11 protein-coding genes are annotated in these 11,835 nt (G+C 38.8%); 4 read left to right on the top strand and 7 right to left on the bottom strand.

What is annotated here, in order from left to right:
* Positions 1–9: 9 nt before the first annotated feature.
* The 5 genes from GGR21_RS13635 to GGR21_RS13615 form a co-directional block, all read right to left on the bottom strand.
* On the bottom strand, positions 10–873 hold the full coding sequence (locus GGR21_RS13635; protein ID WP_183307790.1) for an endonuclease/exonuclease/phosphatase family protein: 864 nt from the start codon (positions 871–873) through the stop codon (positions 10–12).
* Positions 874–905: 32 nt separating this feature from the next.
* The gene (locus GGR21_RS13630) at positions 906–1,292 is read right to left on the bottom strand and encodes a diacylglycerol kinase family protein (RefSeq protein ID WP_183307789.1); all 387 of its coding nucleotides are present in this window, start codon (positions 1,290–1,292) and stop codon (positions 906–908) included.
* Between the two features lie 166 nt (positions 1,293–1,458).
* A complete protein-coding gene (locus tag GGR21_RS13625; RefSeq protein WP_183307788.1) occupies positions 1,459–2,487 on the bottom strand; it encodes a GNAT family N-acetyltransferase in 1,029 nt (342 codons plus the stop codon).
* A 4-nt stretch (positions 2,488–2,491) separates the two neighbouring features.
* Positions 2,492–3,265: a class I SAM-dependent methyltransferase gene (locus tag GGR21_RS13620; RefSeq protein WP_183307787.1), complete on the bottom strand. Its 774-nt coding sequence runs from the start codon at positions 3,263–3,265 to the stop codon at positions 2,492–2,494.
* A gap of 329 nt (positions 3,266–3,594) precedes the next feature.
* Entirely contained in the window at positions 3,595–4,197 is a 603-nt protein-coding gene (locus GGR21_RS13615; protein WP_183307786.1) for a DUF4377 domain-containing protein, read from the bottom strand.
* Positions 4,198–4,529: 332 nt separating this feature from the next.
* On the opposite strand from GGR21_RS13615, the gene mutA reads away from it, so the two are divergent.
* Positions 4,530–6,416 (top strand): methylmalonyl-CoA mutase small subunit, encoded by a 1,887-nt coding sequence (mutA, locus tag GGR21_RS13610; protein ID WP_183307785.1) that lies wholly within the window; start codon positions 4,530–4,532, stop codon positions 6,414–6,416.
* A 29-nt stretch (positions 6,417–6,445) separates the two neighbouring features.
* On the top strand, positions 6,446–8,593 hold the full coding sequence (gene scpA / locus GGR21_RS13605; RefSeq protein WP_183307784.1) for a methylmalonyl-CoA mutase: 2,148 nt from the start codon (positions 6,446–6,448) through the stop codon (positions 8,591–8,593).
* Between the two features lie 282 nt (positions 8,594–8,875).
* On the opposite strand, the gene GGR21_RS13600 is transcribed toward scpA, so the two are convergent.
* Complete coding sequence (locus GGR21_RS13600) at positions 8,876–9,397, bottom strand: ImmA/IrrE family metallo-endopeptidase (protein WP_183307783.1); 522 nt, start codon at positions 9,395–9,397, stop codon at positions 8,876–8,878.
* 5 nt (positions 9,398–9,402) lie between these two features.
* Entirely contained in the window at positions 9,403–9,723 is a 321-nt protein-coding gene (locus GGR21_RS13595) for a helix-turn-helix transcriptional regulator (RefSeq protein WP_183307782.1), read from the bottom strand.
* Between the two features lie 642 nt (positions 9,724–10,365).
* On the opposite strand from GGR21_RS13595, the gene GGR21_RS13590 reads away from it, so the two are divergent.
* Entirely contained in the window at positions 10,366–11,028 is a 663-nt protein-coding gene (locus GGR21_RS13590) for a multiubiquitin domain-containing protein (RefSeq protein ID WP_183307781.1), read from the top strand.
* Positions 11,003–11,749: a ThiF family adenylyltransferase gene (locus GGR21_RS13585; RefSeq protein WP_183307780.1), complete on the top strand. Its 747-nt coding sequence runs from the start codon at positions 11,003–11,005 to the stop codon at positions 11,747–11,749. Before GGR21_RS13590 ends, GGR21_RS13585 begins: the two co-directional genes overlap by 26 nt.
* The last annotated feature ends 86 nt before the right edge of the window (positions 11,750–11,835 follow it).

The following is an 11,835-nucleotide window of genomic DNA, read 5'->3' as shown; positions in this document are numbered from 1 at the left end:
ATAGCCATTTTATTTTATAGTGATCTTAACGACAACAGGTGTATGGTCTGATACAAAGATATCATTTAATTTATCAGGCAACACCTTATAATCATTTACAGTAACATCTTTGCTTACAAACACATAATCGATCAATACTCGTTCTTCTACAGGCAGACGGCCAAAGTCGTGGAAAGTCCAGTCAGTACCTTCGGTTTTTGCAGCGATGCTTTTGCTGTCCACCAGATAAAACTCTTTAGTTGTATCGGTTATATTCTTCACTGTTTCCGAATCAGGAGTTACATTAAAATCTCCGGTTAGCATTACCGGCAAGTCTTTGCCCAGTTCCATTGCCCTGTTGAGCATCAGGTCACCACCTTCTTTACGGGCAACTACTCCTATATGATCGAGATGAGTGTTGATAGCGATAAACTCTTTGCCTGTTGTTTTATCTTTCAGCACAGCCCATGTAGCCACACGCTTGCAGGCTGCATCCCATCCCATCGATGGCACATCCGGCGTTTCACTCAACCAGAAATTACCGGATTTTATCTCTTCAAACCGGTCTTTCTTATAGAATAAGGGACAATATTCGCCGGTGTCTTTCCCATCTTCACGGCCTACACCTATAGCTGTGTATTCAGGAAGTCTTTCTTTCAGATCGTTCATCTGGTTGGGCAAAACTTCCTGCATGCCCAGTATGTCTACATTGTTCGCTTTAATCACTTCAGCGGCTACATCCTTACGGTACTGCCAGCTGTTGAGGCTATCGCTGGCAACATCGAGCCGTATATTAAATGTCATAACGTTCAGGTCTAACAGCACTTCTTTCTTGTTGCAACTGCTGAAAACAGCCAGCAGAGAAATAATCAATAGATAAGATAATTTTTTCATTTTGCGTTTTATAATTTATTAGTCTTCTATTATTAAAAAAAATCACATATTCTGGGCAAAAAAATGATAGCGCCACATATCACAGATACCACGGATGCCACAAATACGGCCGCAGCCGCCAGGTCTTTTATCTTTTTTATAGCTTCGCGCCATTCGGGAGATATGTAGTCACACAGGTTTTCGATAGCCGAATTCATTATTTCGAGGCCAAAAACAAGGGCGATGAGCAAACATACGATCATCCATTCGGTAGCCGAGATGCCAAACAAGAATCCTGCGCCTATCACGACTACTGCAATTCCGACATGAATTCGTGAATTATGTTCTTCCCTCAATAAGACCTTCAGTCCATTAAGGGCGTAAAATGCAGATTTAATACGCTTGTTGATTGAGAATTTTTCGAAGCCTTTATTATTCATTCCTGTAATTGTTAATAAACAAGTATGGACAGAACGAAAGTATAAAATAATTGTCAGGAAAGAATGAAAAAATGTTTTTTTTTGCCTCATCGTTGTTTATAAGCCAAATACACACCAAAAAGCTCCGGTAAATTGTTTTACCGGAGCTAAAGTTAAAAATGTACTTTTACTGGCAATCTATTGAGCCAAAGACATTATCCAGTGCACCTTTTTCCAGTTCGCAGGCCATAATATATTGCTCTGGCACATCATGAATATATTTTATCCCATAGTTGGAAGTAGGCACAAAACCGAAACGGTGATAGTAAGCCGGATCGCCACACAGAAAAACAGCCTTATAACCCAGCTCTTTCCCCTGTTCCATTCCTTTCCGGATCAACGCCGAACCAACACCTACATTCCTGTACTCGAGCAAGACCGACACGGGAGCAATCAACAGCCCTTCATATTCAGTGCCGTCTGACTGCATCACATAGGTTTTAGTAAGCATAATGTGCCCAATAAGTTTCCCTTCAACTTCGGCGACTAAGGCCAGTTGTGATATATAACGACTTCCCTTTCGCAGATTATCTGCAAAATCCTGTTCGTCTCCGTCTTTCACCGTTGCTGTCTCGAAGGCCGTCTTTATTAATGCATAAATTTCAGAAAAATCTTTTTCCGTTTCCTGTCTTATTACATAATCCACTGTCATTTGTTTTTCCAGTTTCCACCATAATGATTCTTCCGTTTCCTTATAGATGGCCATTCCATTTTTCTGCAGAACCCTTTGTGAAGGGATATTATTTCTGTAAGTCTCTGCAATTACAGAAATTACCGACATATGACAGAAAGCCCAATCAGATAATAGCTTTACAGCCTCGGTCATTATTCCCTTGTTTTGATAACCGGGATTTGTACCATAACCTATTTCAATCAACCCTGCTTCATCGGGTGCATTCTTAAAGCAGAAAGAAGCGACAGCTTTGTTTTCAGACTTCAATACGATCTGCCAATTGGTATGCCACAGATGATTATCCGGATTCCCGGCTGCCAGATTATACTGACATTCCATTGCCTCACAGGTTCTTTCTTCCAGGATATAATTAGAGGGAGTTAAAACTAACTCCCTTTCTAATTTTTCCATCCCCGACAACAGAAGCTTAAATTGCCCGATTGTCAGAGGAATAATTTTCAACCTATTGGTTTCTAACAGCATGCTATCAGATTTTTTTACCGATATAGAACACATAGCCATAATATTCTTTGTAGCGTTTATATAACTCTACTTCATGACTATTCATCTGCATAAATTCTTCGGCAATTTTATTTCCGGCATTCCTTATCAGAAATTCTTCAGCAACTTTTGGCATTGGTGCGTAAAACTCATCAAGCCAGCAAGTTTCCGGCAAAATAAAATGAGCTACAGGAGTGTATCCCGCGTCACGCATCTGCGCTATCTTAATTGGAATAGTATCTATTTCCGGATAGTTGGCGTCCCAGAATTCCTGAATTTCGTCAGGACGTTCCTCCGTGAACCATGAAGCTTCCGAGACACCGATGTAGCATCCTTTTTTGAGATACTGGTGCCAGTATTTTAGACCATAATTGTAACCGATATTATAGATCGAACCTTCGGCCCATACAAGGTCTAACGAGTTTTCGGCAAAAGGTGATTCGCCCATAGAGCCTACAACTGTAGAAATCCGTTGCTCCAGTTTTGTTTCTTTTATCCTGCCGTCGAATACCTCTATCATTTCGGGTATCAGATCGATAGCCGTAATGTGGGCATCCGTATTTTCGGCAAGAGTGAGCGTTTGGGTACCTGTTCCGCAACCGAGATCGACCATTTTTTTTACGTCGGCCAGGTTATCGATGAAGCTTAAAGCTTTTTTTGTTACGTCTTCGCTACCTGGGCCTTGTCTGTTAAGGCGTGCGAAAAAATCTGCGATCAGTGAAAAATTAAAGTCTACTATAGTTTTTGAATTATCTTTCATTGTTGTAATACTATTTATGATTATTGCACATGCCCAGCCGGCATATGAAATATTCAGTTGTTAAATTTATTGATATTTGGATATAAAAAACCACGAACAAAATTTATTGTTCGGGATAAACGGAGGGATAATTTGTTTCCTATACAGGAATCAAATTATTTACTTCACCAATATATTCTTAACTTTTGTAGTCATAAATTGTATTTCAGGGGCAAAGATAATTTATTTTATCGATTAAATAACAAAATTCCCTATTTTTCTATTTCCGGCAACCAAAGTAAAAAAAATATTCTGACTACCGGAAATACTATAACATTTTCCCGTAAACGTCAATCCACAGGCAATCCTTCCGAATCTTTCTGTTCTTTTTTAAAGCTATCTATAATACTGTAACTGTATTTTGGATCAGCCTCATGCCCCATAAATGTCAAACCTAAATACACTCGGTATTCGTAACCTTCCTCATATTCAAAACCTTCTATTTCACCTTCATATACCTCCCAGTCTTTCATTATTTTTATGTAATAAGATGGCGTAGCAGTATTTTGCGGACGTTTCGATGCTATGAGTGCATGAGCCCCTTGTATTGGAATATTTTCGGATTCCTTTTTTGTTTTTGATAAAACTTCCAGAAGAATTTGCTTATGAGTGGGAGCGTCTGCGATCTCTCCGTCATGCACTTTCTCCTGTCTCACTTTCAGCATATACTCATAGCCTTCTTCGTGCTCGAAACCTTCAATATACCCAAAAGGCTTCCATGTATTATCGCCTTCCTGTTTTGCAAAATAAGGGCTGAACACATAAGATCCATCATATACTTTCTTTACAGAAGATATGGTCACATCAAATACCTTTGTATCATCATCCGAACACGATACAAGTCCACCACAAATGAAGGGAACAAGAAATAAAAGAAAAAACAGCCTTTTCATAGTTTTTGTTTTAAGAATAGATAATATGTTATATAAATGATGCTATAATGTTCCATAAAGTTGCATACAGTAAAACAACAAAAACAATGCAACGCCAGATTCTTTATATTTATTTCATCACCATTTACAATTAACCTCATCATATAACAAATTTTCATACTTAAAAACTTTACTAACCAAACAAAATAACTTACTTTTGCAGTGCATTTTCGAAAAAGATAACTATTTGAAAATAAGCACTTATAAATACCATTTATACAGACATAGAGAGCTATTCTGTAAATAATTATGGATCAACAATATAACCTATATATAAACAATTAATAAGAATCATGGCTAATCAAAAAGAAAAGCTTTTTTCTGACTTTCCACCTATTTCGACAGAAGAGTGGATGGCGAAGATCACAGCCGACCTGAAAGGCGCTGACTTTGAGAAAAAACTTGTTTGGAGAACAAACGAAGGGTTCAATGTAAACCCTTTCTACAGAAGTGAAAACACAACAGGCCTGCAAACGACCGATTCACTTCCGGGCGAATTTCCTTACGTTCGCGGTACCAAGAAAGACAATGACTGGTACATCCGTCAGGATATTTGCGTTAATGACTTCAAGGCTGCCAATGCAAAGGCTCTTGACGTATTGTACAAAGGCATCAACTCTATCGGATTTAAAATAGACGGAGATGATGTAAGTGCCGAAAACATCAAGACTTTGTTGAAAGACATCCATCCCGAAGCCGTAGAATTAAATTTTAACACATGCCACCGTAAAGCATTGGAACTGACCAAAATCCTTGTTGAATACATCAAGGGCACAGGAGCAGACGTTATGAAATGCTTCGGTTCTGTAAATTACGACCCATTCAAACCTCTTTTGAAAAAAGGCCGTGATGCAGAAGGCTGGGTAGAAAAGGCCGCCGAAATAGTGAAGGCTGCCGCTCCCCTACCCCGTTTCCGTGTATTAGCTGTTAACGCTCACGCATTGAACGATGGCGGATCATACATCTTCCAGGAATTAGGCTATGCTCTGGCTAATGGCAACCAGTTATTGGGTGCATTAGTTGAAGTAGGACTCGATCCAACTTTAGTTGCTAAGAAGATTAAGTTCAATTTCGGTATCGGCGGAAACTATTTTATGGAGATCGCCAAATTCCGTGCGGCACGCTGGTTATGGGCCGAAATTGTAAATGCTTACAACCCTATCTGTCCTAACGACTGCCCGAGCAAAACAGAAGATGGTATTTGCCGTTGCGCATCTAAAATATATACTCACGCGCAAACATCAACATTCAACAAGACAATTTATGACGCCCATGTGAACCTGCTTCGCACGCAAACCGAAGCTATGTCTGCAACTATTGCAGGTGTTAATTCACTTACTGTGCGTCCGTTTGATGAAACATATAAAACATCCGATGACTTCTCGGAACGTATTGCCCGTAACCAACAATTATTGTTGAAGGAAGAATGCCACTTCGATAAGATCACAGACCCTTCATCTGGTTCATATTATATAGAAAACCTTACGAAATCGATCGCCGAACAGGCCTGGAAATTATTCCTCGAAACAGACGAGAAAGGTTTCTACAATGCATTGAAAGCCGGAACTGTACAGACTGCAGTAAAAGCATCTGCCGACAACCGTTTCAAAGCATTAGCAACACGCCGTGAAGTGCTGTTGGGAACAAATCAATTCCCTAATTTCACCGAAAAAGCCGAAAGCAAGATCGTTGAAAAAGAAGCTTGCGGGTGCGGATGTGGAAAAGATGCTCCATACATGGCTCTTCCTACAGACCGCTTAGGAACGGCATTCGAGGAAATGCGTCTGGCTACCGAAAAACATGGCGCTCCTACAGTATTCATGCTTACTATCGGTAATCTGGGTATGCGCCTTGCTCGTGCACAATTCTCCAGCAACTTCTTTGCTTGTGCAGGCTACAAGGTTATCGATAACTTAGGATTCCAAACAGTAGAAGATGGTGTGAAAGCTGCATTTGACAAGAAAGCTGATATCATCGTTCTTTGTTCGAGTGACGATGAATATGCAACTTATGCACCGGAAGCTTACAAGCTTATACAAGGTAAAGCACATTTTGTTGTAGCAGGTGCTCCGGCTTCTATGGAAGAACTGAAAGCTCAGGGAATAGAACACTTCGTGAATGTGAAGAGCAATGTCCTTGAAACTTTAAAGATGTTCAATGCTAAACTGGGAATCGAATAATTAAGTAGCTAAAAAATTTAAAGTAAAAAATGAAACCAAATTTTAAAGATATAGACATTAACAAAGCAGGTTTTGCAGCTACAAATGCTGCGAAATGGGCTGCTGATAATGGTATAGAGGCTGACTGGATGACTCCCGAACTGATCCCGGTTAAATCTGTTTATACCAAAGAAGACCTTGAAGGTATGGAACACCTTAATTATGCTTCGGGTATCCCTCCATTCCTTCGCGGGCCATATTCTGGTATGTACGCTATGCGTCCGTGGACGATCCGTCAGTATGCCGGATTCTCTACCGCAGCCGAATCGAATGCATTCTACCGTCGTAATCTTGCTTCGGGACAAAAAGGTCTTTCCGTAGCATTCGACCTTGCCACACACCGCGGATACGACGCCGACCATCCCCGTGTAGTAGGTGACGTTGGTAAAGCAGGGGTATCTATCTGCTCGGTAGAAGATATGAAAGTATTGTTCGAAGGAATTCCATTGAATCAGATGTCGGTTTCGATGACAATGAACGGCGCTGTGCTTCCTGTACTTGCATTCTACATCAATGCAGGTCTTGAGCAAGGTGCTAAACTGGAAGAAATGGCCGGAACAATACAGAATGATATCCTGAAAGAATTCATGGTGCGTAATACATATATCTATCCACCGGAATTTTCGATGAAGATCATTGCTGATATTTTCGAATATACATCTCAAAAGATGCCGAAGTTCAACTCTATCTCTATCTCGGGTTACCACATGCAGGAAGCCGGAGCGACAGCGGATATCGAGTTGGCTTATACCCTTGCCGACGGTATGGAATACCTGAAAGCTGGTATCGACGCCGGTATCGATGTGGACGCCTTCGCACCCCGCCTGTCTTTCTTCTGGGCTATCGGTATGAACCACTTTATGGAGATCGCTAAAATGCGTGCCGGACGCCTGTTGTGGGCGAAGATCGTGAAAAGTTTCGGAGCAAAAAATCCGAAATCGCTTGCACTTCGTACTCACTCCCAGACTTCGGGATGGTCACTGACAGAACAAGATCCGTTCAATAACGTTGGCCGTACCTGTATCGAAGCGATGGCTTCCGCACTTGGTCACACTCAGTCATTGCACACCAATGCACTGGATGAGGCTATTGCATTACCGACCGACTTTTCAGCACGTATTGCACGTAATACTCAGATATACATTCAGGAAGAAACATATATCACTAAGGAAATCGACCCTTGGGCAGGTTCTTACTATGTGGAAACACTGACTAACGAGCTTGTGCACAAGGCATGGGATCTGATTCAGGAAGTTCAGAAACTGGGTGGTATGGCTAAGGCTATCGAAACAGGTCTTCCTAAAATGCGTATAGAAGAAGCTGCCGCACGTACACAGGCAAGAATCGACTCGGGAACTCAGACTATTGTAGGTATCAACAAATACCGTCTTGAAAAAGAAGACCCTATCGATATTCTTGACGTGGACAACACCGAAGTTCGCCGCCAGCAGATCGAACGTTTGAACGATCTGAAATCGAAACGAGATAATGAAGCTGTGAAAAAAGCATTGGCTGCCATCACAGAATGTGTGAAAACCAAGAAAGGTAACCTACTCGAACTTGCTGTTGAAGCTGCCCGTCTTCGTGCTACATTGGGCGAAATCTCCGATGCTTGCGAGGAAATAGTAGGACGTTATAAAGCTGTAATCAGAACAATTTCAGGCGTGTATTCATCAGAAAGTAAAAAAGACCCTACATTCCACGAAGCTCAGAAGCTTGTTGAGGAATTCGCTAAGAAAGAAGGCCGTCAGCCACGTATCATGATCGCTAAGATGGGGCAGGACGGACACGACCGTGGTGCAAAAGTTGTAGCGACAGGTTATGCCGACTGTGGTTTTGACGTAGATATGGGACCATTGTTCCAGACTCCGGAAGAAGCTGCCCGTCAGGCTGTAGAAAACGACGTGAATGTGCTTGGAGTATCTTCTCTTGCAGCAGGACACAAAACGCTTGTACCACAGGTAATAGCAGAATTGAAGAAACTGGGACGTGAAGATATCATCGTAATTGCCGGTGGTGTGATTCCTGCACAAGACTATGACTTCCTGTACAAAGCGGGTGTTGCTGCTATCTTTGGCCCGGGTACATCGGTGACTAAGGCCGCCGTGCAGATAATGCAAATTTTGTTGGCTGAATAAAATTAGCTGACACAATAATATCAGAAAGAGGCTGTCCTACTTTTGAGATAACCCTTTTAAAGAGTAATATACTGTATATCAGATGTAGATACTTGTGATTTTTGCCATATCCTACATATATTTCTACATAATGGCTTGGTTATTACTACATTTATATGAATGCAAATATATACAGTTTGTTTTAATTTAAAAGCCTATAAATGATAAGATTTTGAAGTCTTACATTTATAGGCTTTTTGTTTTCGTTTGGTTAGAAATTATTTTTCTACATTATATTATTTTTCAGATCAGCCCAAGATTAATTAACCTAAAAGTCATTGCTGGTAAACTTACTTGAAACCGATCCGCCAATTCTCTTACATTTTCTTCATCATGCAAATCTTTATGAAGTGATTCTACTTCTCTCCTAACTAACATCTCTGGCATCAATATATTTGCAGCAAAATAATTAGCTTCCTGTTCCATACGCGCCTCTTGTGTTGTATAACCTTCGGATTGTCTCTTAAATAAAACAGCATCCATAAACACATTAGATTTGGCACTATGTAAAACATAATGACCCAATTCATGCGCTTGAGTAAATCTTTGTCTGACCTCTGACTCGCTCATATCATACCCAATTGTCTTAGTCCCATTATCCAAAACTAAAATACCAGATAAGTCATTATCAAAAAAGTAAGGTCTAACTGATATTTTTTCGCTTTCGATTATTTGTTTAATGTCAATTGGAAGAAATGTCAATTCATTAACATATTTATCAATGAACGATTTAGTTTTTTCTACAATACTTTTCAAGATAGCCATAATAATTATTTTCCAGATGTAACAAGTTTAAAAAACCTATTGACTGTAGCACTTTGCAACATTGTCTCATCAGCACCAATTGCATATATTTGAGTTAATGGACGTTTTTGCATATCCGGCAGCAAACTTTCAATTTCAACACTAAAGTATTCAGCGATTAACTGAAGCATATAGATTGATGGGCGTTGACGTCCTTTCTCTATATTTACCATTGATGGTCGTGAAATATTCAAAACCTCGGCGAGCTCCTCTTGTTTAATATTCATAGAGCTCCTCAATACTGCAATCTTTTCTCCTAATAGAGAATAATAAAAATCTGTTTCCATAGGTCGCTCTTTTTAAATTCAAATTATAGTTTTTTTATTAGCGTCAGGAGAATCTCATAAACAGTTAACTCAAAACCTCCTTTCTTGATTTTCTCTACTAACTCTATTAATAAAAAGACATTTGTTTATTAACAACACAAAGTTAATAATGTTTTACAAAATAAACGTCATATTATTTGTTTTTTTAATTATAATTATAACAACCTATAGTTCAATTAAATAAATATTGTAGTTTGGAATACAAACAGGGTATTCATTTTTTTGTTGGTTTTTATTTGGATATTAAAAAAAAGTATTTTTACTTTGTAGAGATAAAAAAAAACCAGGTTAAAAGAAACCTGGCTAGAAATTTTACTAAAGGAAGAAAACCCTCACTCAGGTAACTTCTTCAGCTAATTTTTATGTTGTGACGATGTAAATGTAGCAAACTTTATAAATATTTCCGAGCCTCTCCTTTCTTTTAACACAACTTGAGATACTTAAAGTGTCAATAGTTGCTGCTGGCATGTTGAATATTTAATTTTATAAATGAGTGAAATTCAATGTTTTTAGATATAGATAAATCTATTCAGAATAAATTTACTATTTCAAGTGTATTATATTGAAATTAACTTTTTTTACAAATTTAAATATTCAAACAAAATGAATAATAATTTATTAGTGTATAAAATCGAAGGGAAAACCTTCAAAACAACAGAACAGTATATTACTGGTGCTGAGCTAAAAAAGCAAGGGGGTATTCCGCTTGAAGTAGAATTATATCTTGCTATAAAAAGCCCCTTCGAGGACGAGCTTATAGAGAACGAAACTCGTGTAAATCTGGCAAGACCTGATATCGAACAGTTCTTTACAAAGCAACGAAAATTATATTATTTTATAAATGAGGTAGAATACACTTCATATAAACAATGGATTTCCGGTGCTGAATTGCGAGAGAAAGGAGATGTTCCTGCAAACATGGATATTTACCTCAAAGTGGATGAAGGCTGGCAGGATGACTTTATTGAAGATGACGAGCTTGTAGACTTGGCTAGACCAGGAAAAGAGCGATTCGTAACTGTCGCAAAACCGACTAGCTATATCATTCGTGTTAATGGAGATGAAAAGGAATGGAAAAAGAGCGTAATTTCTTTTGAGGAAGTACTTTCTTTGGCTTTTTCGTCTATTAATCACGATCAGATAGCATATCCGGTGAAGTATAGCAACGGACCTCGTCAAAATCCTAAGGGTTCTATGGATAAAGGAGATATTGTTTATGTTAAAAATAAAATGATTTTCAATGTCACTCCAACTAATAGATCATAGTCCAGACCTTAAAAGGCTGCAAGATGAAGGGTATGAAATTGAAATAAAAGGTGGGTATCTAATTACCCACCACATACCTTATGTAGATAAAGATAGATGTATTAAGTATGGGAAACTGATTGTTGCGCTTACTTTAAACAATAATATTGCAAAGTATTCTGGTAATCATGTTATCCAGTTTATGGGTGATTTTCCATGCCATAAAGATGGTTCTCCGATATCAGCTATTAGTCATGCGAATCCTAATCAGAAACTAACAGATGATATAATAATGAATTATTCCTTCTCTAATAAACCGCCAAAAGGTTATAAGGATTATTATGAACAGATTACAAGGTATATTGAAATAATATCATCTCCGGCGATATCTCTTGATCCTTCAGTTGAAGTTCGGACCTATAAGGTTATTGATAGTACAGACGATGATGTTTTCCAGTATGCTGATACATGCTCCAGTCGTGCAAATACTTACTATCTGAACAATAAGTTTAGAGGGCAAAAAATTGCTATTATTGGACTTGGTGGTACCGGTTCATATATCTTGGATTTAGTGGCAAAGACACCTGTATCTGAAATCCACCTTTATGATGGGGATAAATTTCTACAACATAATGCGTTCAGAGCACCTGGTGCCCCTAGTAAGGAGATTCTAAGTAGTCAAAAATATAAAGCTGATTATTTTGCCAGTTTATATCTGAATATGCATAAAGGGATTGTATAATATAATTGAAAAGTAGTCCACTAAAATAATTGAAAAGTATACCACCAGTTAAGTAAAATTTAGGAGAGCATATAATAAAGCTCTGT

Origin of the sequence: Dysgonomonas hofstadii, assembly GCF_014196915.1 — a bacterium.
Taxonomy (GTDB): Bacteria; Bacteroidota; Bacteroidia; order Bacteroidales; family Dysgonomonadaceae; genus Dysgonomonas; species Dysgonomonas hofstadii.
The sequence above is the reverse complement of the archived record's forward strand: the minus strand, read 5'-3'. Positions and strand labels throughout refer to the sequence as shown.

What these genes read in the sequence shown, in the direction of transcription:
- GGR21_RS13585 (WP_183307780.1), top strand. Translation starts at nt 11,003, where the DNA reads ATGTCACTCCAACTAATAGATCATAGTCCAGACCTTAAAAGGCTGCAA.
- GGR21_RS13625 (WP_183307788.1), bottom strand. Translation starts at nt 2,487, where the DNA reads ATGCTGTTAGAAACCAATAGGTTGAAAATTATTCCTCTGACAATCGGG.
- GGR21_RS13595 (WP_183307782.1), bottom strand. Translation starts at nt 9,723, where the DNA reads ATGGAAACAGATTTTTATTATTCTCTATTAGGAGAAAAGATTGCAGTA.
- GGR21_RS13600 (WP_183307783.1), bottom strand. Translation starts at nt 9,397, where the DNA reads ATGGCTATCTTGAAAAGTATTGTAGAAAAAACTAAATCGTTCATTGAT.
- scpA (WP_183307784.1), top strand. Translation starts at nt 6,446, where the DNA reads ATGAAACCAAATTTTAAAGATATAGACATTAACAAAGCAGGTTTTGCA.
- GGR21_RS13630 (WP_183307789.1), bottom strand. Translation starts at nt 1,292, where the DNA reads ATGAATAATAAAGGCTTCGAAAAATTCTCAATCAACAAGCGTATTAAA.
- mutA (WP_183307785.1), top strand. Translation starts at nt 4,530, where the DNA reads ATGGCTAATCAAAAAGAAAAGCTTTTTTCTGACTTTCCACCTATTTCG.
- GGR21_RS13615 (WP_183307786.1), bottom strand. Translation starts at nt 4,197, where the DNA reads ATGAAAAGGCTGTTTTTTCTTTTATTTCTTGTTCCCTTCATTTGTGGT.
- GGR21_RS13635 (WP_183307790.1), bottom strand. Translation starts at nt 873, where the DNA reads ATGAAAAAATTATCTTATCTATTGATTATTTCTCTGCTGGCTGTTTTC.
- GGR21_RS13590 (WP_183307781.1), top strand. Translation starts at nt 10,366, where the DNA reads ATGAATAATAATTTATTAGTGTATAAAATCGAAGGGAAAACCTTCAAA.
- GGR21_RS13620 (WP_183307787.1), bottom strand. Translation starts at nt 3,265, where the DNA reads ATGAAAGATAATTCAAAAACTATAGTAGACTTTAATTTTTCACTGATC.